Genomic DNA, 21,863 nt, shown 5'->3' on the forward strand with positions numbered 1-21,863 from the left:
GGTCCCGGTACGGCTGGACAATGATCGGATGTCGTTGTCACGCACGATCATGCGGCGTTGCTACCAGTGGACCGTGCTGCTGAGCGTCCTGGCCATCGCCCCGATCACCTGGGCCTGGCTGGCCAGCTCCGGGCACCGGGCGGTCGCCGACTCCTCCCCCGGCTGGGTGGCCGGGGTTCCCGAGGCCCCGGTGGCGCTGGTGCTGGGGGCGGGCGTCGTCGGGAGCTCCCCCAGCCCCATGCTGGCCAGGCGGCTGGACATCTCCGCGCAGCTCTACCGGGCCGGAAAGGTCGAGGCGATCCTGCTCTCCGGCGACAACAGCCGCGCGGACTACGACGAGCCGACCGTGATGCGCGACTATCTGCTGGCGAGCGGCGTACCGGCCGGGGCGCTGGTCCTGGACTACGCGGGCTTCGACACCTGGGACTCGTGCGTGCGGGCCCGGACCGTGTTCGGCGCCACCAAGGTCACCGTGGTCACCCAGGTGTTCCACCTGCCCAGGGCGGTCACCCTGTGCCGCACGGCGGGCATCGACGCCTTCGGCGTGGGCGACGACTCGTCCAAGCGCTGGGTGTCCACCTACGGCCTCGCGGCCCGCGAGTTCCTCGCCTCGGCGAAGGGGCTCGTCGACTCCGTGCTCCTCGACTCGCGGCCCGTCTTCCCCGGACCACGCGAGACCACCCTGGAGACCGCGCTCCGGCTGGGGTGAACCCCGCCGCGACCGGCCGGGGCCGCCCTACAGGCGAAACGCCCCGTCCTGCGGCGGATGACCGGGACCACCTCCGGGCTGACCGGCGGAGCCGCCCTGCGGATGGGACGGGCCGCCGAAGGCGTGGCCCGCCGGAGCGTTCCCGGCGGCGGGCGGCGCGGGGAACTGGGCGCGGGCACCGGCCATGCACTCCAGCAGCGCCCGCTGCTCCTCGTTGAACGTGCGCTCGTCGATCACGTGGCCCCTGGCCCGCTCGTGGAGCAGGCCGAGCTCGGTGGCCGCGAGCTGGTAGTCGCTCATCGCCCGCAGGGCCGGCCTGCCCCCGTGCTTTCTGGCCCACTGCCGGGCCTGGCGGCGGCTGGGCAGGGACGAGAGCATCGCGACGTCGCCCGAGGACACCAGCCCCGTCGCCCAGTAGGCGGGCAGGTAGGTCTGGATGAGCGCGATGATGCGCTTGCGGTCGCGGAAGATGATCCAGATCAGCACGAACAGCACGGTCATCAGCAGCAGGTAGGCGACAGCCAGGCCGCCGATGCCGACGTAGGAGGCGAAGCCGTTCCAGATGCCGTGCAGCAGCATCGCGCCGATCCATCCGGCGGCGATGACGAAGATCCGCCCCGGTCCCCGGCGCTGCGCCGCGTAGGCCACCGCGACACCGATCATGGAGGTGAACAGCGGGTGCGCGAACGGGGAGAGGATCCCGCGCAGCACCACGGTCACCGCCAGACCCTGCGCGCCCAGCTCGTCGAGCGCGGCCACGTAGTAGCTGACGTTCTCGCTCATGGCGAAGCCGAGGCCGACCATGCTGGCGTAGATGATCCCGTCGGTGGGCCCGTCCAGCTCGGCGCGCTTGAACCTGAGCAGGCCCAGCAGGACCAGGCCCTTCATCGTCTCCTCGACCACGGGGGCGCCGAACGTGGCGGTGACATTGCGCGCGTAGTCGTAGCCCAGCTGGGCGGTGTTCTCGATGTAGAGCAGGTTGAAGGAGTTGATGACCCCGGCGACCAGGACCGCCACTCCCGCGCCCCAGGCGAACGCGAAGAGCAGGTTGCCGCGCGGCTCGGGCTCGATGCGGTCGAGCGCCAGCACCGCGGCCAGCAGCACCGGGACGGGCGCCAGCGCGAGGCCCAGGGCGATGAAGAAGTAGACCGGGTCGCCGTTCAGCACGTCGAAGGAGAACGACACCAGGGCGCACAGCCCCGCCAGGACGAGCCCGGCGATCAGCGCGACAGACGGGCGGTCCCTGAGCACCCAGCGGGGGTCATGGCCGGTCATGTGGCCACCGTAACCGTTGGCGCCCACCCCACGGCTCGAACCGGGAGATTGCCGCCCGAAGGTTGACGGACCGCACCCTGCCACCGGACCCCGGCCGCACCTCGCGGGGAACCCGGTGAACCCGGCCGGCCCGCCCGGCCGCCGCGAATCCCGAAACCATACCGAGCGATGGGCCGCCCTCGCGGCCGGAGCCGGAATCGGGCTCCCAGGGTTTCCCGAAGACCACGAACCATCCTCCCCACGACCAGGCCCACCCCGGGCCGGTCAAGAAAACATGTTCCCCCGGGAGACGTCTCCCCCGCGGCCGGGGCGCGGAAACGGGCGCACCGGAGGAGAACGTACGTGCGAGACGACTCGGACGGGCCTCAGATGGGCGTCAGGCGAACATCAGACGAACATCGAGTCGATGGCGACGGCCAGGAACAGCAGCGCCAGGTAGGCGTTGGACCAGTGGAAGAAGCGCATCGGGCGCAGGTCGACACCGGTCTTGCCCGCGTTGACCCGGCCGAGGAGGCGGTGGACCTCCCACAGGCAGGCGGCGCCGAGGACGGCGGCCACGACGGGGTAGAGAAGGGTGGTCCCGGCCACCGGCCACAGCAGCAGCGAGCAGAGCACCGTGGCCCAGGTGTAGACGATGCTCTCCAGCACCACGCGGCGCTCGGTGGCGACCACCGGGAGCATGGGGACCTTCGCCGCCGCGTAGTCCTCCTTGTAGCGCATGGCGAGGGTCCAGGTGTGCGGCGGCGTCCAGAAGAACACCACGCCGAAGAGCACCACGGGTGCCCAGTCGAGGCCACCGGTGACGCCCGCCCAGCCGATCAGCACCGGCATGCAGCCGGCGAGGCCGCCCCACACCACGTTCTGCGAGGTCCGCCGCTTGAGGATCATCGAGTAGACGAGCACGTAGAACAGGTTCGCGGCCAGCGAAAGGCCCGCGGCGAGCCAATTCACCGTCAAGCCGAGGCCAAGAGTGGACAACACGCCGAGGATGATCCCGAAGATCAGCGCGTTCGTCGGCGGCACCAGGTCGCGGGCCAGCGGGCGGCGCCGGGTGCGGCGCATGGCCGCGTCGATGTCACGGTCGATGTAGCAGTTCAGCGCGTTCGCGCTGCCCGCCGACAGGGTGCCGAACACCAGGGTGTTGACGGCGATCCACAACGGAGGCAGGCCCTTGGCCGCCAGGAACATCACCGGTAGCGTCGTGATCAGCAGCAGCTCGATGATCCGCGGCTTCGTGAGGGCGACGTACGCCTTCACGACGTCGCCGAAGGAGCGCGGCGCGGCCTCGGGGACCGTGCCCGCCTCGGGCGGGGCCGTCGATTGCTTGTCGGTGAGCACCATCTAAGGCGCTTCCAGCACGTGCGGGGTCAACGCGTAACCTCTGATTAGAGCGAATCCGTGAATGCGGGCACCAGCCAGCCTTGAGGACTCACTGTAGTTGCAGGGGTGGCCGGTCCCGGCACGGGGTGCGGAAGCGGCGCGAGGGGACTCCCGCGAGGGGGTGCGCGCCGCCTGCGGGTCACGCTAGCCCCCCTGGATCGACCTGCGCCACGGTGGCGAGGTCGAACCCGTTAGGGTCCGGTGTGGGCGGGAAATACCAGACCGGCGCCATCATCACACGACTAGATCCGGAGATCGAGCACTTGAGCAGTGAACTCGTGCCAGCCCTCGAATGGAGCGACCTGGACCGCCGTGCGGTCGACGTCGTACGGGCCCTGGCCATGGACGCGGTAGAGAAGGCGGGCTCGGGTCACCCCGGCACCGCGATGAGCCTGGCGCCGGCCGCGTACCTGCTGTTCCAGCAGGTGATGCGGCACGACCCGTCAGACCCCTCGTGGGTGGGCCGTGACCGGTTCGTCCTTTCCGCGGGTCACAGCAGCCTGACCCTCTACATCCAGCTCTTCCTGTCGGGTTACGGCCTCAGCCTGGACGACCTCAAGGGGCTGCGCCAGTGGGAGAGCCTGACCCCGGCCCACCCCGAGCACGGCCACACCGTCGGCGTCGAGACCACCACCGGCCCGCTCGGCCAGGGGATCGGCAACGCGGTCGGCATGGCGATGGCCGCCCGCCGCGAGCGCGGCCTGTTCGACCCGGACGCCGCAGCGGGCGCGAGCCCCTTCGACCACAACATCTGGTGCATCGCCTCCGAGGGTGACATCGAGGAGGGCATCAGCCACGAGGTGAGCGCCCTCGCGGCCCACCAGAGGCTGGGCAACCTGACCGTCGTCTTCGACAGCAACCACATCTCGATCGAGGACGACACCCGGATCGCGCTGAGCGAGGACGTCGTCGCGCGCTACGAGGCGTACGGCTGGCACACCCAGACCGTCGACTGGACGCGGACGGGCGACTACGTCGAGGACGTCGAGGCGCTGCACCAGGCCCTGGAGGCCGCCCGCGCCGAGACCGGCAGGCCGTCGTTCATCCGGCTGCGCACGATCATCGGCTGGCCCGCCCCCAACAAGCAGAACACCGGCAAGATCCACGGCTCGGCGCTGGGCGCCGACGAGGTCGCCGCGACCAAGAAGGTCATGGGCTTCGACGTCGAGAAGAGCTTCGACGTCCCCGCCGAGGTGCTGGAGCACGCCCGCGAGGTCGTCGCGCGCGGCCGGATCGTGCGCGCCGAGTGGGACAAGCTCTACCAGAGCTGGCGCGAGGCCAACCCCGAGCGCGCCGCCGAGTTCGACCGCATCTCCGTGCGCAGGCTCCCTGCGGGCTGGACCGAGGCGCTACCGACCTTCGAGGTCGGCTCCTCCGTCGCCACCCGCAAGGCCTCCGGCGAGGTGCTCAGCGCCCTCGCGCCGGTGCTGCCCGAGCTGTGGGGCGGCTCGGCCGACCTGGCCGAGTCCAACAACACCACGATGAAGGGCGAGCCGTCCTTCATCCCCGAGGAGTTCCAGACCGAGGCGTTCCCCGGCGGCCCCTACGGCCGCACGCTGCACTTCGGCATCCGCGAGCACGGCATGGGGGCGATCCTCAACGGCATCGCGCTGCACGGCGGCACCCGCCCGTACGGTGGCACGTTCCTGGTGTTCAGCGACTACATGCGCCCGGCCGTGCGGCTGGCGGCGCTGATGAGGCTGCCGGTCACCTACGTGTGGACGCATGACTCCATCGGCCTGGGCGAGGACGGCCCGACGCACCAGCCCATCGAGCACCTGTGGGCGCTGCGCGCCATCCCCGGCCTCGACGTGGTCCGCCCGGCCGACGCCAACGAGACGGCCGCCGCCTGGCAGGTCGTGCTCGAGCACAACGACCGCCCGGCCGCGCTGGCGCTGACCCGCCAGAACCTGCCGGTCTACGAGGGCACCGGCGACGCGGAGAAGGTCGCCCGCGGCGGTTACATCCTGCGGGACGCCTCCGACGGGCAGCCCTCGGTGGTCCTGATCGGTACCGGCTCCGAGGTCGAGATCGCCATCGGGGCCCGCGAGATCCTGGAGGCGGAGGGCATCGCCACCCGGGTCGTGTCGATGCCGTGCGTGGAGTGGTTCCAGGCTCAGGACGCGGCCTACCGGCAGACGGTGCTGCCGTCGGCGGTACGCGCTCGCGTGGCGGTGGAGGCGGGAATCGCGCTGGGCTGGCGGGAGTTCGTGGGAGACGAGGGTGTGGTGGTCGGCCTGGAGCACTTCGGTGCCTCGGCCCCCTACAAGACCCTCTACGAGCAGTTCGGGCTGACCGCCGAGCGCGTGGCCGCCGCCGCCAAGGCGAGCCTCGCCAAGACCGGAGCCGACAAGGGCGAGACGACGGGAAACTGATCATGAGTGAGATCCTGAAGAAGCTCTCCGAGCAGGGCGTCTCCATCTGGCTGGACGACATCAGCCGCGAGCGCCTGCGTACGGGCAACCTGCAGTCCTTGATCCGCGACAAGCACGTGGTCGGTGTCACCTCCAACCCGACGATCTTCGCGTCGGCGCTGAGCAAGGGTGACGCCTACGACGGCCAGCTGCACGACCTGAAGATCCGCGGTGTCGACGTCGAGGAGGCCGTGCGGGCCATCACCACGTACGACATCCGCTGGGCCGCCGACGTGCTGAGGCCCGTCTACGACGCCACCGGCCAGGTGGACGGCCGGGTGTCGATCGAGGTCGACCCCCGCCTGTCCAGGGAGACCGACAAGACCGTCGCCGAGGCGCGCGCGCTGTGGTGGCTGGTCGACCGGCCCAACCTGTTCATCAAGATCCCCGCCACCGTCGAGGGCCTTCCCGCGATCGCGCAGGCGATCTCCGAGGGCATCAGCGTCAACGTCACGCTGATCTTCTCCCTTGAGCGCTACCGCGCCGTGATGGACGCCTGGCTGAGCGGCCTGGAGAAGGCCAAGGAGAACGGCCTCGACCTGTCGGCCATCGAGTCGGTGGCCTCGTTCTTCGTCAGCCGCGTGGACGGCGAGATCGACAAGCGCCTGGACAAGGCCGGCACCCCCGAGGCCCTGGCGCTGAAGGGCAAGGCCGCGCTCGCCAACGCCCGCCTCGCCTTCGCCGCCTTCGAGGAGGTCGTCGCGTCCCCGCGCTGGCAGGCGCTGGCCGCGGCCGGGGCCCGGCCGCAGCGCCCGCTGTGGGCCTCCACCGGGACCAAGAACCCCGACTACCCCGACACCCTCTACGTCGACGAGCTGGTCACCTCGGGCACGGTCAACACGATGCCGGAGAAGACCCTCGACGCGACGGCCGATCATGGCAGGATCGGCGGCGACACGATCCGCCCCTCCTACGAGGAGGCCTGGAACACCATGGCCGCGCTCAAGGAGGCCGGCATCGACTACGACGACGTCGTGAAGTTCCTTGAGGAGGACGGCCTGGACAAGTTCGAGGCCTCCTGGAACGAGCTGCTGGCGACCGTCGCCGCCGAGCTGAAGAAGGCGTGAGGAACACATGTCAGTGTCCGTAACGTTCGGCGAGGACGACTTCGCCGATCAGGCCGCGGAGACGGTCGGGCAGCTCACCTCCGAGGGGGTTCCCCAGGCCCTGGCCTCCAAGGACCCCGCCCTGTGGGGCCCGGAGGCGCAGGCCGAGGCGGCGGTCCGCCTCGGCTGGCTCGACCTCCCGGTGACGAGCAGGGAGCTGCTCCCCGAGATCGGCGCGCTGGTGGAGCGGGCCCGCGCCGAGGGCCTGGACCACGTGGTCCTGGCGGGCATGGGCGGCTCCTCCCTCGCCCCCGAGGTCATCACCGCCTCCGCCGACGTGCCCCTGACCGTGCTCGACACCACCGACCCCGGCCAGGTGCGCCGCGCGCTGGAGGACCGGCTGGAGAACACGATCCTGGTCGTCGCCAGCAAGAGCGGCGGCACGGTCGAGACCGACAGCCACCGGCGGATCTACGAGAAGGCCTTCCGCGACGCCGGGATCGACCCGGCGACCCGGATCGTCGTCGTCACCGACCCGGGCTCGCCCCTGGAGCTGAGCGCCCGCGAGGCGGGCTACCAGGTGATCCTGGCCGACCCGAACGTGGGTGGCCGCTACAGCGCCCTGACGGCGTTCGGCCTGGTGCCCAGCGCGCTGGCGGGCGCCGACGTCGAGCGGCTGCTCGACGACGCGGCCGAGGTGGCGCCGCTGCTGTCGCGGACCGAGGGCAACCCCGGCCTCGACCTCGGCGCCGCCCTGGGCGCCGCCTCGATCGCCGGGCGCGACAAGCTCGTGATCGAGGACAGCCTGTCGGAGATCAACGGCCTGCCCGACTGGATCGAGCAGCTGGTCGCCGAGTCCACCGGCAAGTCCGGCAAGGGCATCCTGCCCGTCGTGGGCGCCGACCCGGGTGACGGCGACGACGAGCTGCTCGCCGGGATCGACACCGACGGCGTCGTGACCGTCGTCGGCCCGCTGGGCGCGCAGTTCCTCGTCTGGGAGTACGCCACGGCCGTCGCGGGCCGCGTCCTCGGCATCGACCCGTTCAACCAGCCGAACGTGGCCGAGTCCAAGGAGAACACCGCCAAGCTGCTCGACCAGGCCGAGCTGCCGGTCGGCACGCCGATCCTGGTCGACGGCCCGGTGGAGGTGTACGGCGAGTTCCCCGGCTCCGAGGACGTCAAGGACCTGTCGGACGTGCTCACCCGGCTGCTGGAGGCGATCCCGGACCGCGGTTACCTCGCGGTGATGGCCTACCTCGACCGTGAGGCGGCCTTCGACGCCCCGTACGCCGAGGGCGCCTCGTTCGAGGAGATGACGGACGTGTGGAGCGGGGCCGACCCGGCCACGCTGCGCGGGATGCTCGCGATCCGCACCGAGCGACCGGTCACCTTCGGCTGGGGCCCCCGCTTCCTGCACTCCACCGGCCAGTACCACAAGGGCGGCCCGCAGAACGGGGTGTTCCTGCAGATCACCGGCGTCGTCGAGAACGACGTCGAGGTCCCCGGCAAGCCCTACACCCTGGGACGGCTCCAGCTCGCCCAGGCACTGGGCGACCTGGGCGCACTGGCCAGCCGCGGGCGCCCCGCCGTGCGGCTGCACCTGACCGACCGCGCCGCCGGAGTCGCGCGCCTGCTCGCCGCCGCACGGGAGGTCTGATGGGCCGCTGGAGGTTCGCATGAGCAAGGAGAACTCCCCGGACAGCGGGGAGACCACGCACGCCGAGGAGAGTGTCCCGGCGGCCGTCGCGGGCACGACGGCCACCTCGGCGGCGGGCACGCGGGGAAAGGTGACGCCCACGGCCACCACGGCCACCGCCGCCGCGACCACCGGCATCACCGAGGCCCTGATCGACGCCAACCCGCTGCGCGACCCGCGCGACAAGCGCCTGCCGCGCGTGGCGGGGCCGTGCGTGCTGGTGCTGTTCGGCGTGACCGGCGACCTGGCCCGCAAGAAGCTGCTGCCGGCGATCTACGACCTGGCGAACCGCGGGCTGCTGCCCCCGGGCTTCTCCCTGGTCGGCTTCGCCCGCCGCGACTGGAAGGACCAGGACTTCGCGCAGCTGACCCACGACGCCGTCAAGGAGCACGCGCGGACGCCGTTCCGCGAGGAGGTCTGGAAGCAGCTGTCGGAGGGCATCTTCTTCTGCCGGGGTGAGTTCACCGACGACGGCGCGTTCGACGCGCTGGCGATGATGCTCAAGGAGATCGACCAGACCCGGGGCACCGGCGGCAACTACGGCTTCTACCTGTCGGTGCCGCCGAAGTTCTTCCCGGTCGTGGTACAGCAGATGAAGCGGACCGGCCTGGCCGACGCCCCCGCCGGGTCCTGGCGCCGGGTGGTGATCGAGAAGCCCTTCGGGCACGACCTGCAAAGCGCCCAGGAGCTCAACGCGATCACCAGCGCGGTCTTCCCGGAGAGCTCGGTGTTCCGCATCGACCACTACCTGGGCAAGGAGACCGTCCAGAACATCCTGGCGCTGCGGTTCGCCAACAACCTGTTCGAGCCGATCTGGAACCGGGGTTACGTCGACCACGTGCAGATCACGATGGCCGAGGACATCGGCATCGGCGGCCGGGCGGGTTACTACGACGGCATCGGCGCGGCCCGCGACGTGATCCAGAACCACCTGCTGCAGCTGCTGGCCCTGGTCGGCATGGAGGATCCGACGTCGTTCGGGGCCGACTCGCTGCGCAGGGAGAAGGAGAAGGTCCTCAAGGCGGTGCGGCTGCCGGCGGACCTGTCGCAGGCCACCGCGCGCGGCCGCTACGGGTCCGGCTGGCAGGGTGGCGAGCCGGTGATCGGCTACACGCAGGAGGAGGGCATCCCGCCCGACTCGATCACCGAGACCTACGCGGCCATCAAGCTGGAGATCGCCAACCGGCGCTGGGCCGGGGTGCCGTTCTACCTGCGCACCGGCAAGCGGCTCGGCCGCCGGGTGACCGAGGTCGCCGTGGTGTTCCAGCGGGCGCCGCACCTGCCCTTCAGCAAGGACGACACCGAGATCCTGGGGCAGAACGCCCTCGTCATCCGGGTGCAGCCCGACGAGGGCATCACGGTGCGGTTCGGCTCCAAGGTGCCCGGCACCGCGATGGAGGTCAGGGACGTCTCGATGGACTTCGCCTACGGCGAGTCGTTCATGGAGTCCTCTCCCGAGGCCTACGAGCGGCTGCTGCTGGACGTGCTGATCGGCGACCCGCCGCTCTTCCCGCACCAGCGCGAGGTCGAGCTGTCGTGGAAGATCCTCGACCCGATCGAGGATTTCTGGAGCTCCCAGGGCTCGCCGGAGGAGTATCCGGCGGGCACGTGGGGACCGGCCTCGGCCGACGAGATGATGGCCCGCGACGGGCGTGCCTGGAGGCGGCTGTAGATGACCAGCTTCATGCTCAGCGGCACGAACGCCTCGAAGATCTCCTCGCAGCTCACCCACCTGCGCCACCAGATGGGCACCCCGGCGGTCGGCATGGTGCTGACCCTCGTGGTGGTCTGCAACGAGAGCGACCAGTACGACGCGGTCCGGGCGACGACCGAGGCGGCCAGGGAGCACCCCTCCCGGATCCTGGTCGTCATCCCCCGCGACTCCGAGGAGCCGAACCGGCTCGACGCCGAGATCCGGTTCGGCGAGTCGACCCCGGGCGAGGTGATCCTGCTCCGCCTGTACGGGGAGCTGACCAGGCACGCCGACTCGGTGGTCAGCCCGCTGCTGCTCACCGACACCCCGGTGGTGGCCTGGTGGCCCGCCGACGGCCCCGACGTCCCGGCCAAGGATCCGATCGGCGCGCTGGCCCAGCGCCGCATCATCGACGCGCGGCCGGCGTCCGACTCGGTCAAGGCGATCACCGGCAGGGCCCGTGGTTACGTGCCCGGTGACACCGACCTGGCCTGGACCCGGCTGACGACGTGGCGGAGCCTGCTGGCCGCCGCGTTCGACCAGCCGGTGGGCAAGGTCAAGCGGGGCATCGTGGAGGCGGCGCCCGGCCATGCCAGCGCCCTGCTGCTGGCGGCCTGGCTCAGCGAGCGCCTCGGCGCCCCCGTGAAGGTCTCCGACTCCGCCGGGCCCGGCCTGACCGCGGTCAAGCTGTCCTCGGCCGAGGGCGACATCACCATCACCCGGGGCGACGGCCGTACGGCCATGCTGTCGCGTCCGGGCCAGCCGGACCGCAGGGTCGCCCTGACCCGGCGCCCGACGTCGGAGCTGATCGCCGAGGAGTTGCGGCGGCTGGACCCCGACGAGATCTACGCGGCCGCGATCCAGCGACTCGCCCGGACCCACAAGTCCTGAGCCGTAGGTGCCCCGCGGTCCGCCGCGGGGCACCCGTTTCCTTTCGAAAGAGAAGCACCGATGAGCGTTCCCACTGTGATCATCCACCGCGACGCCGACGTGCTCGCCAAGGCCGTCGCCGCACGGGTGATCGTCCGAGCCGTCGACGCCCAGTCGGCCAAGGGCTCGGCCCACCTGGTCCTGACCGGCGGGACCGTCGGCATCGCCACCCTCGCCGAGATCGCCGCCTCCCCCGCCAGGGACGCCGTCGACTGGCGCAAGGTGGACATCTGGTGGGGCGACGAGCGTTTCCTGCCGGGCGGTGACGCCGAGCGCAACGAGACCGGTGCCCGCAAGGCACTGCTCGACCACCTCGACCTCGACCCCGAGCGGGTCCATGTGATGCGCGGCCCCGACTCCGGCATGACCGCCGAGGAGTCGGCCGAGGCGTACGCCGAGGAGCTTCGCCGGGCCGCGCGCCCCGAGGACCACGGCCCGGCCCCGTCGTTCGACCTCACGATGCTGGGCATGGGTCCTGACGGCCACATCGCCTCGCTGTTCCCCGGCCTGCCCGCCCTGTACGACACCCGCCCGGTGGTGGCGGTGCACGGCTCGCCCAAGCCTCCGCCCACCCGCATCTCGCTGACGCTGCCGGTGATCCAGGGCTCCCGCGACGTGTGGGTGATCGCCGCCGGCGAGGAGAAGGCGGGGGCGGTACGGCTGGCGCTGTCGGACTCGGGAACGATGCAGGTCCCCGCCGCCGGGGCCAGGGGCAGCCGGCGCACCCTCTTCCTCCTGGACAGGGCCGCCGCCTCCAAGATCCCCTCCTCCCTGGGCCGGATCTCCTCTCCCTGAACCGGGTTCGCTGAGAGTCCTCGCAAATGGAAACTCATTTGCGAGGATTTTTCATATCAACGGCCGTCCCATGATTGCGACCACAGCGGCATCCGTGGAGAGATCATGACCGGTCGGCACTCCATTACGATTCTTCATATTTCGAACATGCAGTTTGGAAAGGAGCATCGGTTCGGAGCGAAGGGCATCACCGCCGGAGATCGCGAATACTCCTCGCCGGCGGCACGGCTGCCGGACGACATCACCCGGCTCCAGGCGGAGCACGGCATGCGGCCCGACCTGGTGGTGGCCTCGGGCGACCTGGCCGGATGAACCCTTCCCGCCGAGTTCAGGAAGGTGAGCGAGTTTCTCACCGATCCGGCAGAGGGCCTGAGACTCGGGAACGGCGGGAGGGAGACCGGCGAGTGGGTCACCGAGTTCCAGGGCGGCCTGGCCCAGCTCAACCTGCCCCCGGCCAGAGGTGACCTCCAGCCACCCGGCGCGATTACGGTGTGCGATCAAACCGTTACCGCTACGGTAGATCGCGGCAGGAGGTCTGCCGTACAAACACCGTACGATGGAGAGGAGGTGGAGGTGATGGTGATGACCGCCAAGACACACCGCATCGAGATGCGCGCGGACGCCGCGACCGAAGGGCTCATCGTGCAGGCCGCGCAGGCCTTGGGAGAGTCGATCTCCTCGTTCGTCCTCCGCGCGGCCCGCGCGGAGGCCAGCCGGGTGCTCGCCCGGCCCGATGTCACGCTGATGCCCGCCGAGCAGTTCGACGAGTTGCTCGCGTCGCTGGACGAGCCCGACGAGGCGCCTGCGCTCCGCAGGGCCGCGCAGCGACAGCGCCGCTATCACGAATCGACGTGACCTGGCGATCGCGACCCCTCCACGAGGAGCACGATCTCAGCGCCTTCGACTGCTCGGTCCCGGTCATGAACGAATGGCTGGTCAGGATGGCGCTTCGCGCTCAGCGATCGGACACGGCACGCACCTACGTATGGTCCGCCCCTGACTCCCACCGAGTCGTCGCGTATTTCTCTGTCACCCCCACCGAGGTACGGCGAGCGGAGGTCGGTGGCTCGCTCTCCGGCGGGGTGAGCATCGTGCCCGGCTACCTCCTGGCGAGGCTCGCCCTCGACCGCCGCCTCCACGGCCAGGGCCTCGGCGCGGATCTGCTGGTGAACGCGATTTCCAAGATCGTGTCTGCCTCGGAAACGGCGGGGGGCCGTGTCATCGTGGTCGACGCGATCGACGGCCGTGCCGCCGACTTCTACGCCTCTCACGGGTTCACCCCGGTCAAGAACGACTCCCACCGGCTGGTGATGAAGATGGCCACGGCGCGGGCCGCGCTTTCCGCTTCCTGACCTCCGAAACCCGCGGTGCGCGAGAGCCCGGGCGGGTCAGGAGGCCGTCTCGGGGTGCTGGGCGGCGACGGCGTCGATCTCGGCGCGGATCTCCTTCTTGCCCGCCGGGTCCATGGACGAGGCCTCGACGGCGTTGCGGGCCAGGGTGGTGAGGGTCTCGCGGTCCAGGCCCAGGTGGTGGGCGGCGACGCGATACTCGCGGCTCAGGGTGGTGGCGAACATGGGCGGGTCGTCGCTGTTGAGGGTGACGAACAGGCCCTCCTCGATCATGCGGGGCAGGGGGTGGTCCTCGACGCGGGCGACCTGGCCGGTGCAGACGTTGGAGGTGGGGCAGACCTCCAGGGGGATCCGGGTCTCGCGCAGGTGGGCGACCAGGCGGGGGTCGTCCATGCAGGAGGTGCCGTGGCCGATCCGCTCGGCGCCCAGAAGGTCGAGGGCCTCCCAGATGGTCTCGGGGCCGGTCATCTCCCCCGCGTGCGGCAGGCTGCGCAGCCCGGCGGCGGTGGCGGCACGGAAGGCGTCCGCGAAGACGTCACGATATTTCGGGCGTTCCTGCTCGATACCGGCCAGCCCGAAACCTACCAGCGTGTGGGGAGGTTCCCGGAGCGCGTGGTCCAGGGTGATCCGGGCCGCCTCGGCGCCGTACTCGCCGGGGATGTCGAACACGTACGCCATCCGCACGCCGTGCTCCTCGAGGGAGCGCCGGGCGGCCAGGTCGAGCGCCTCGGTGACCTCGCGCATCGGCATGCCGACGACGTGGTGGGCGTACGGCGTGACGGTCAGCTCGACGTAGCGGCCGTTCTGCCGGGCGAGGTCGGCGGCCAGGCCGAGAACCAGGGTCGCCACGTCCTCCGGCTCGCGGACCAGGGCGTTGACCGCCTGGTAGATGCGGGCGAAGTGCGGGAAGTCGGTGAACCTGTAGAAGGCGCGCAGCTCCTCCTCGTCCGTGGGGACGCCGCCGTCGGGGTGGCGGCGGGCGAGCTCCAGCACGGTGGGGACCGAGGCGGAGCCGACCAGGTGGACGTGGAGCTCGACCTTGGGAAGGGCGTCGATGAAGGTGTCGATCGTCATGCGGGGACCTTACGCACGTCACCCCCGCACCCGAAAGACTTTTACCATGAAACTAACACTAAAATGTAAGTTTCCATCGGGCAGGAGAGGGTGACCCCAGCGAACGGGACGGGAATTGCCCGGGAGATGTCCTCCCGCTCACCGGCCGTCTGACGCATAGTGGGGGCAAGCACCTCGACACCCTTCACGGAGGCTTCCAGTGTTCGAGCGCTTCACCGACCGTGCCCGCCGCGTCGTGGTCCTGGCCCAGGAGGAGGCTCGCAGACTCAGCCACAACCACATCGGCACCGAGCACATCCTGCTCGGCCTGATCCTCGAGGAGGACGGCGTCGCCGGTCGCGCCCTGCGGGCCTTCGGCATCGGCGGTGAGCGCGTCAGGAACGACGTGGAGGAGATCATCGGCAGGGGCGACGAGGTCCCCGGCAGCCACATCCCGTTCACCCCGCGCGCCAAGAAGGTGCTCGAACTGTCCCTGCGCGAGGCACTCGGCCTGCACCACACCTACATCGGCACCGAGCACATCCTGCTCGGCCTGCTCCGCGAGGGCGAGGGCGTGGCCGCCCAGGTGCTGACCGGGCAGGGTGCGCGCCTGGAGGCCGTACGCGCCCAGGTGATCGCGCTGCTCGGGCGACGTAACCCCGATCGCGCGGCGACGGCGGAGGAGGGCTTCCACCTCATGGGGGCGACGCTCTCCGCCAGGCTGGATCGCATCCAGGAGAGCCTGGCCCGGATCGAGCGCAGGCTGGACGCCATCGACGCCTCCCGCGACGACACCGCCGCGCCCCGGGACGACGCCTCCCCCGGCGGCACCACGCCCCGGGACGACGACGCGCGCCGGGACGACACCGCCACGACGCCTCGCGACGACGACACGGCCGGCCCGCCCCGCGCCCCGGAGGCCGGCCCTCAGGAGGGACAGGCCTCCTGAGGCGCCCCGGAGCCGGTGGCCCCGCCTCCCGGCGACGCGTTCAGGACCTCGGAGCGCGTCCCGGCCCCTGGCGCGGAAAGGACGCTCCTTCGAGGCCCGCGGTCCGCCCCCGCGGGAACGCGGATCAACACGAACGACCGCCGAAGAACGCGACCTCCCCGCTTCGGGATCCCTGAGCGATCTCGAAACGGGAAGGCCACGAGACGGGTCAGCGCGGGGATGCCGTCGCCATCGCGCCCACGGCCAGCCTGGCCTCCACCACGCCGGGGTCCTCGGTATAGCTCAGGGTCGCGCCGAGCGAGACCAGGAGCCTGCGCATGCGGACGTTGTCGGACAGCAGGGTCGCCCTGACCTCGGCGAAGCCCAGGTCGCGGGCCTGACGGACGAGCATCCCGGCCAGGGCCGTCCCCAGCCCCCTGCTCTGCCAGCGGTCCTCGATCAGAAACGCCATCTCGGCGATGCCGGGATCCGGAGTGAACATCAGGTTGGCGAGCCCGACGACCTGGCCGTCGTGCCCGGCGACGATCGAGTGGCCCCGGGTGCGGTCGCAGAGCCGGTCGAAGACCTTCGGCGGCAGCACCGGCATCGAGGTGAAGTAGCGGAACCTGCGGGCCTCGGGCGAGCAGCGGTCGTGCAGGTCGCGGACGGCCTCGCGGTAGAGGCGGGTGAGCGGGCGGACGTTGACCTCCACACCGTCGGAGAGCGTGATGTCGCGGTCGCCTCCGGCCTGCTCGACGGGGGGCTGCGCCAGGCGTACGAAGGAGGCCGCGCGGGCGGCCTCGGTCAGGGTGAACGGCAGCTCGGCCCGGCGGACCCTGATCGCGCGGCGCGCGGCCACGGGCACGGTCAGCAGGGTCGGGTCCGGAAGATCGCTCATCTCCGAACCGTAGACCCAGCGGGAGTCGTCGGCGCGCAGCAGCTCTCCCAGCAGCTCCGGCAGGCGCCAGGGCGTCATGCGCAGCCGGGAGGCGAGCAACAGGATGCGGGTGGGCTCGTCGGTCAGCTCGTGGGCGGTGGCGGTGACGACCTGGACCCGGCGTCCCCCGGCGGCCTCCAGCGCCTCGCGTACCGCCTCGGCCCCGGCGGGGATGTCCGTGACGAACTCGTCGACCGTGCCGTCCACGTCGGTCTGCACGCTCAGGCCCAGGATGTTGCCGCCCTTGGCGGCGAGCGCGGCGGCCAGCGAGGCGAGCCGCCCCGGCCTCTCGTCAACGGTCGTACGAATCCTCAGAAACCCCATCAGAATGCTCCCTCTGTTGGGGATAGCCTTGCCTGACACTGTTACGGGACTGCTACACATGAGTGAGCCCATCGTTACGTCTTGGAAGATCACTCATTACGCGGCAGGACGGCGTTTGTACAACGGTTTCCGTTGAAAGGTGCACTCCGGTAGACGGATACAGCAGGATATGAGGCCATGAGCACGCGCGTTCCCCTGGCTGGGGACTTCGTCAACGGAGACGTCTCCTTCTGGTATCGCTCCCTCGGCATCCCCTTGCCCGGAGCCCCCCTCGACGGCGACCTCGACGCCGACGTGGCCATCGTCGGCGCCGGATACACGGGCCTGTGGACCGCCTACTACCTGAAGAAGGCGAGCCCGGGCCTGCGGATCGTCGTACTGGAGAAGGAGTTCGCCGGGTACGGCGCCTCCGGGCGCAACGGCGGCTGGCTGGTCGGCGAGCTGGCGGGCACCCCCGAACGCTACGCCAGGACGCACGGCGCGGACGCGGCCAGGCGGCTGCAGCGGGTGATGTTCGAGACGATCGACGAGGTCGTCGCCGTCGCCGAGGACGAGAAGATCGACGCCGACATCGTCAAGGGCGGCGTCACCACGGTCGCCACCAACGCCGCCCAGGACCGGAGACTGCATCAGCTGCTCGCCCACGAGCGCCACTGGGGCTGGACCGAGGAGGACGTGCGGCTGCTCGACCCCGTCGAGCGGGAGGAGCGCCTGCGGGTGGACGGCGCGGTCAGCGCGATCTGGAGCCCGCACTGCGCCAGGATCCAGCCCGCCAAGCTGGCCAGGGGCCTGGCCGAGACCGTGCGGAACCTCGGGGTGGAGATCTTTGAGCGCACCCCGGTCACCGAGATCGCCCCGCGCGAGGCCCGCACGCCGCACGGCACCGTCCGCGCCGAATACGTCATCCGCGCCACCGAGGGCTTCACCTCCGAGCTGAAGCAGTATCACCGGACGTGGCTGCCGATGAACAGCTCGATGATCGTCACCGAGCCGCTGGGCGCGCTGTGGGACGAGATCGGCTGGGAGGGCCACGAGCTGCTCGGCGACATGGCGCACTACTACATGTACGCCCAGCGCACCGCCGACGGCCGGATCGCGTTCGGCGGGCGCGGCAAGCCCTACCTGTACGGATCCCGCGTGGACGACCGGGGCCACACCCACGAGTGGACGATCGAGGCGCTCTGGGAGCTGCTGACCGGGATGTTCCCCGCGCTCAGGGCCTCTCACGTGGCGCACGCCTGGTCCGGGGTGCTCGGCGTGCCCCGCGACTGGTGCGCCACCGTGCACGTCGACCACACCACCGGCATCGGCTGGGCGGGCGGCTACACCGGCCACGGGGTCACCACGACCAACCTCGCCGGCCGTACCCTGCGCGACCTGATCCTGCGCGAGAACACGGAGCTGACATCCCTCCCCTGGGTGGACCGTAAGGTGCGAGGCTGGGAGGTGGAACCGCTGCGGTGGATCGGCGTGCACACCATGTACGACCTCTACCGCCGGGCGGACGCCAGGGAGAAGGCGGGGCTCGGCCGCACCTCGGTGCTGGCCCGCGTCGCCGACTCCATCACCGGACGCTGAACCGGCGCGTCACCGGACTCTGAGAGCATCGCCGTATCCGAACCCCCCGAGAACGCCGAGAATCCAGGTAACGCCGAGAGCACCGACGCCGAGGAGAGCCATGACCTGCCCGCCCGACCCCCGAGTGGGAACCGAGTGAACGACATCCTCTTCCGCGGCGGCAGGGTCTTCCTCGCCGCCGACACCTTCGCCGAGGCCGTGCTGGTCCGTGACGGCCGCGTCGCCGCCGTGGGCACGGAGGCCGACGTCGTCCGGCTGGCCGCCCCCGGCCACGAGACCGTCGACCTGGACGGCGGGCTGCTGACCCCCGGGTTCACCGACGCGCACATCCACCCCGTGCAGGCGGGTCTGGAGCGCAGCAGGTGCGATCTGGCCGAGGTCTACGGCCTGCCGGAGTATGTGGAGCGGATCGCCGCCTACGCCGGCTCCCACCCCGGCCACGAGTGGATCGACGGCGGCGGCTGGGACATGTCGGCCTTCCCCGGCGGCCTGCCGCACCGCTCCCAGCTCGACTTCGTCGACCGCCCGGTCTACCTGATCCAGCGCGACCACCACGCCGCCTGGGTCAACAGCCGGGCCCTGGAGGTGGCCGGGATCACCCGCGACACCCCCGACCCCGCCGACGGCAGGATCGAGCGCGACGCCGACGGCACGCCGAGCGGCGTGCTGCACGAGGGCGCGATGGACCTGGTCGGCCTGCTCACTCCCCGCCCCACGGCCGAGGATCTGCACAACGCGCTGATGGACGCCCAGGACCACCTGTTCTCCCTCGGCGTCACCGGCTGGCAGGACGCCATCGTCGGCTCCTACGCGGGCTACGACGACCAGCTGCCCACGTACGTCTCGGCGGCGGCCTCCGGCGCGCTGCGGGCCCGCGTCGTGGGCGCGCTGTGGTGGGACCGGGCGCGCGGCGCCGAGCAGATCCCCGAACTGCTGGAACGGCGCCGGTCGGCCGAGGGCCTGGAGCGGTTCCGCGCCGGCTCGGTGAAGATCATGCAGGACGGCATCACCGAGAACTTCACCGCCGCGGTGATCGAGCCCTACTGCCGCTGCGGCGGCACCGGCCTGTCGTACGTCGACCCCTCGCTGCTGAAGGAGTACGTCGCCGAGCTGGACCGGCACGGCTTCCAGGTGCACTTCCACGCCATCGGCGAGCGGGCCGTCCGCGAGGCACTGGACAGCTTCGAGGGAACCGACCCGGCCAACCGGCACCACATCGCGCACCTGCAGATCATCGAGCCGTCCGACGTGCCGCGCTTCGCCAGGCTCGGCGTGACCGCCAACCTGCAACCGCTCTGGGCCACCCACCACGCCCAGATGGACGAGCTGACCCTCCCCTTCCTGGGCGAGGAGCGTTCCGCCTGGCAGTACCCGTTCGCCGACCTGCTGCGCAACGGCACCCTGTTCTGCGCGGGCAGCGACTGGCCGGTCTCCGGCGCCGACCCGATCCAGGGCATGCACGTGGCCGTCAACCGCACCGAACCCGGCGGCTCGATGCACGCGAACTACCCGACGGCGCAGACCCCGTTCCTGCCTGGCCAGAGCCTGACCCTGGCCACCGCGCTGACGGCCTACACCGCGGGCTCGGCCCGGATCAACCACGACGACGACGCGGGCACCATCGTCCCCGGCAACCGCGCCGACCTGGTCGTCCTGGACCGCGACCCGTTCACCGAACCCGCCGCCGACATCTGGCGCACCGAGGTCGCCATGACCTTCGTCGACGGCCAGGAGGTCTACCGCCGCTGACCCGAGGGCTCGGCCGCCTTCTGCCGTCCGCTGTACGCCCGCTTACAGGCCACCCCGTATCAAGCGTTCGACATCGCGCCAGAACTTGTCGAAGGAGGGCGCGTTCTTGCGCGCCAGCGCCATGTCGAAAATCGCGGTCAGGGCCGCCTGGTCAGCCGTTGGACGGTAGGAGGTGCCGTCGGTCTTACGAGCCGACAGCCATCCCTTCGCATCGCGGGGCCCCTCGGGGTCGGCGGGTGGTTCGAGGGGTTCCGCCAGCCCTCGCCGACCCGCGAGCGACGTGGCGGCGGCGAGGAACCACGCCTCGAACTCCCGGTTGTCGAGGACCGTCGAGACCTCCCGGTCGCCGCGTGCCAGCCGGGCCCGCTCCAGGAGCGCGGGACCGGTCGTCGCGGGGCAGTCGTCATCGGCGTCGATCAGCAGCAGGATCCCGCCTCGTCCGTCGACCTGGTAGGAGGCCTGGAGTACGGCGCTCTCGACCCCTCCCGGAGCGACCAGCTTGGAACGCGGAACCCTGCGCGGTGTCGGGATCCGTATCGCCCAGACCGAGAGTTCCTCCGCGATCCTGCGGAGCAGGACCGGAAGCGCGGCGACCTCTCCCTCCCCCTCGACGATGGCGGCGATGGTGACCGCCCCGGTCATTCGACCTCCCCGGTGCCGGGCCGGAGCTGGTTGCCGCGCATCAGCTCTCCGATGGTGGCACGCTGGTCGCCGACGAGGCGACGGCTCACGTCGTCGATCTCACCGATCGTCGTGAGCCCATCCGTCATGGTCACGACGCGTACGGACGCCGGATCGAAGTCGTCGCGGTCGAGCAGGTCCGCGCTCTGCGTGGTGACCACCAGCTGGACGTGCTCGCTCGCCTCGTTCAACGCGTCGAACAACACCCCGGCGGCCGCCGGGTGCAGCGACGTCTCCGGTTCCTCGATTCCCAGCAGGGTCGCCTCGCCTTCGAGTACGGCGGGCTGGAACAGCGCGGCCAGCAGCCCCGCCGCGCGCAGCGTCCCCTCGGACATGGCGTCGGGACCGAACACCAGCCCTCGATCCACGTGACGGGTACGCATAAAGAGCTCAACGGTGGAGTAGGTGTCCAGGAGCCGCTGATCGATCCCCACGGCCCCGGGAACGATGGCGCCCATGTAGTCGTCGATCCGCGCCTTGAACGCCGGATACCGCTGTGCGAGGGCCCCGAGCACCGACCCCAGCCGCCTTCCGGCGTCATCCAGCGTGGTCCCGGCGGACCTGGACTGAACCTGCCGCATCAGGCCCGCGTCCAGGTGGTAGAAGAGCATGCGGCGCAGGCTGCGGTAGACCTCACTGAAAACGCCCTGGGTGGCGGCCAGCGGGAGATAGAGCCGGTCCGGCTCGATACCACCGTCACCTGCCTGGTTGAAGAAGCCATGGGTCATGACGAAGCTGATTTCTTTGAAACTCGACTGCGGCTGGGTGTTACGGACGAAGCACTGCTCTCCCAGCACCAGGAGCGGACGGCGACCGGCGGGGTCCCGGCCGATGGTGAAGCTGTACGTGACCGACAACGGCTCGTCGTCCGGCTGGATCACGAACTCCAGCAAGACGCCGAAAGCCTTCGTGTCCGTCTGGCCTCGTCGGCTCACCTCGTCCAGGCCACCGCGCCTCACCAGGGCGTCGGCGGGCGTCGTCTCCAGCGCGTCCGCCACGAACCTGAGCACGTCAAGGAAATTGCTCTTCCCCGCCGCGTTGGGGCCGACCAGGACCAGGAGTGGCGTGAAGGTGACATCGCACGACGCGATGCTTTTGTAGTTCTCCACCTTCACGCGTCGCAGAAACGGTACGGCCCGCCCCATCACACCCCCGCCATGTCGAGCTGTCCTGTGGCGGCGGCCGTGACCGGCGCCTACCCGCGTTCCACCAGGAAACCGGCGCCACCACGATAGCGGTTCGACCGGTCCGGAGATCGGAAAGGCGGTCCGGTTCCGGGGACCCCCGGACCTCCAGGTGGCGCTGCGCGTGGGATCGGAGAGCATC

General features: G+C 70.8%; 18 protein-coding genes and 1 pseudogene. 13 read left to right on the forward strand and 6 right to left on the reverse strand.

Going from position 1 to position 21,863, the window contains the following annotated elements; genetic code table 11:
- Positions 1-28: 28 nt before the first annotated feature.
- Positions 29-709, forward strand: coding sequence for a SanA/YdcF family protein (locus tag ACSDR0_RS26805; RefSeq protein ID WP_435291645.1), 681 nt, complete (start codon positions 29-31; stop codon positions 707-709).
- Positions 710-736: 27 nt separating this feature from the next.
- On the opposite strand, the gene ACSDR0_RS26810 is transcribed toward ACSDR0_RS26805, so the two are convergent.
- Entirely contained in the window at positions 737-1,984 is a 1,248-nt protein-coding gene (locus ACSDR0_RS26810) for a PrsW family intramembrane metalloprotease (RefSeq protein WP_435291646.1), read from the reverse strand.
- Positions 1,985-2,371: 387 nt separating this feature from the next.
- On the reverse strand, positions 2,372-3,325 hold the full coding sequence (locus ACSDR0_RS26815; protein ID WP_435291647.1) for a heme o synthase: 954 nt from the start codon (positions 3,323-3,325) through the stop codon (positions 2,372-2,374).
- A gap of 380 nt (positions 3,326-3,705) precedes the next feature.
- Between ACSDR0_RS26815 and tkt the strand changes: the two genes are divergently transcribed.
- The 9 genes from tkt to ACSDR0_RS26860 all read left to right on the forward strand — a co-directional run bounded on the left by tkt (position 3,706) and on the right by ACSDR0_RS26860 (position 13,290).
- On the forward strand, positions 3,706-5,739 hold the full coding sequence (tkt, locus tag ACSDR0_RS26820) for a transketolase (protein ID WP_435291699.1): 2,034 nt from the start codon (positions 3,706-3,708) through the stop codon (positions 5,737-5,739).
- Positions 5,740-5,741: 2 nt separating this feature from the next.
- On the forward strand, positions 5,742-6,845 hold the full coding sequence (gene tal, locus ACSDR0_RS26825) for a transaldolase (protein ID WP_435291648.1): 1,104 nt from the start codon (positions 5,742-5,744) through the stop codon (positions 6,843-6,845).
- 7 nt (positions 6,846-6,852) lie between these two features.
- Positions 6,853-8,481 carry a glucose-6-phosphate isomerase gene (locus tag ACSDR0_RS26830; RefSeq protein WP_435291649.1) on the forward strand — a complete coding sequence of 543 codons (1,629 nt, stop codon included), beginning with the start codon at positions 6,853-6,855 and terminating at the stop codon, positions 8,479-8,481.
- Between the two features lie 19 nt (positions 8,482-8,500).
- Positions 8,501-10,192 (forward strand): glucose-6-phosphate dehydrogenase, encoded by a 1,692-nt coding sequence (zwf, locus tag ACSDR0_RS26835; RefSeq protein ID WP_435291650.1) that lies wholly within the window; start codon positions 8,501-8,503, stop codon positions 10,190-10,192.
- Entirely contained in the window at positions 10,193-11,104 is a 912-nt protein-coding gene (locus tag ACSDR0_RS26840) for a glucose-6-phosphate dehydrogenase assembly protein OpcA (RefSeq protein ID WP_435291651.1), read from the forward strand.
- 60 nt (positions 11,105-11,164) lie between these two features.
- Positions 11,165-11,938 carry a 6-phosphogluconolactonase gene (gene pgl, locus ACSDR0_RS26845; RefSeq protein WP_435291652.1) on the forward strand — a complete coding sequence of 258 codons (774 nt, stop codon included), beginning with the start codon at positions 11,165-11,167 and terminating at the stop codon, positions 11,936-11,938.
- A 147-nt stretch (positions 11,939-12,085) separates the two neighbouring features.
- Entirely contained in the window at positions 12,086-12,250 is a 165-nt protein-coding gene (locus ACSDR0_RS26850) for a hypothetical protein (protein WP_435291653.1), read from the forward strand.
- Positions 12,251-12,520: 270 nt separating this feature from the next.
- The gene (locus ACSDR0_RS26855; RefSeq protein ID WP_362836641.1) at positions 12,521-12,793 is read left to right on the forward strand and encodes a DUF1778 domain-containing protein; all 273 of its coding nucleotides are present in this window, start codon (positions 12,521-12,523) and stop codon (positions 12,791-12,793) included.
- Positions 12,790-13,290, forward strand: a complete 501-nt coding sequence (locus ACSDR0_RS26860; RefSeq protein WP_435291654.1) for a GNAT family N-acetyltransferase — start codon at positions 12,790-12,792, stop codon at positions 13,288-13,290. Before ACSDR0_RS26855 ends, ACSDR0_RS26860 begins: the two co-directional genes overlap by 4 nt.
- Positions 13,291-13,326: 36 nt before the next feature.
- Here ACSDR0_RS26860 and add read toward each other — a convergent pair whose 3' ends face one another.
- Entirely contained in the window at positions 13,327-14,361 is a 1,035-nt protein-coding gene (add, locus tag ACSDR0_RS26865) for an adenosine deaminase (RefSeq protein WP_435291655.1), read from the reverse strand.
- Between the two features lie 199 nt (positions 14,362-14,560).
- On the opposite strand from add, the pseudogene ACSDR0_RS26870 reads away from it, so the two are divergent.
- Positions 14,561-15,115: pseudogene (locus tag ACSDR0_RS26870) on the forward strand (Clp protease N-terminal domain-containing protein); the annotation flags it as partial.
- Between the two features lie 382 nt (positions 15,116-15,497).
- On the opposite strand, the gene ACSDR0_RS26875 reads toward ACSDR0_RS26870, so the two are convergent.
- On the reverse strand, positions 15,498-16,529 hold the full coding sequence (locus ACSDR0_RS26875; protein ID WP_435291656.1) for a GNAT family N-acetyltransferase: 1,032 nt from the start codon (positions 16,527-16,529) through the stop codon (positions 15,498-15,500).
- A 177-nt stretch (positions 16,530-16,706) separates the two neighbouring features.
- Here ACSDR0_RS26875 and ACSDR0_RS26880 point away from each other — a divergent pair, with 177 nt between their 5' ends.
- Both ACSDR0_RS26880 and ACSDR0_RS26885 read left to right on the forward strand, forming a co-directional pair.
- Positions 16,707-18,107 carry an NAD(P)/FAD-dependent oxidoreductase gene (locus tag ACSDR0_RS26880; protein ID WP_435291657.1) on the forward strand — a complete coding sequence of 467 codons (1,401 nt, stop codon included), beginning with the start codon at positions 16,707-16,709 and terminating at the stop codon, positions 18,105-18,107.
- A 135-nt stretch (positions 18,108-18,242) separates the two neighbouring features.
- Positions 18,243-19,856, forward strand: coding sequence for an amidohydrolase (locus ACSDR0_RS26885; RefSeq protein ID WP_435291658.1), 1,614 nt, complete (start codon positions 18,243-18,245; stop codon positions 19,854-19,856).
- Positions 19,857-19,898: 42 nt separating this feature from the next.
- Here the strand turns inward: ACSDR0_RS26885 and ACSDR0_RS26890 are convergent, their stop codons facing one another.
- On the reverse strand, positions 19,899-20,498 hold the full coding sequence (locus ACSDR0_RS26890) for a DUF4276 family protein (protein ID WP_435291659.1): 600 nt from the start codon (positions 20,496-20,498) through the stop codon (positions 19,899-19,901).
- Positions 20,495-21,862: an AAA family ATPase gene (locus tag ACSDR0_RS26895; RefSeq protein WP_435291660.1), complete on the reverse strand. Its 1,368-nt coding sequence runs from the start codon at positions 21,860-21,862 to the stop codon at positions 20,495-20,497. The genes ACSDR0_RS26890 and ACSDR0_RS26895 overlap by 4 nt, the downstream gene beginning before the upstream one ends.
- Position 21,863: the final 1 nt, after the last annotated feature.

Source organism: Streptosporangium sp. G11, from assembly GCF_051192615.1.
GTDB lineage: Bacteria > Actinomycetota > Actinomycetes > Streptosporangiales > Streptosporangiaceae > Streptosporangium.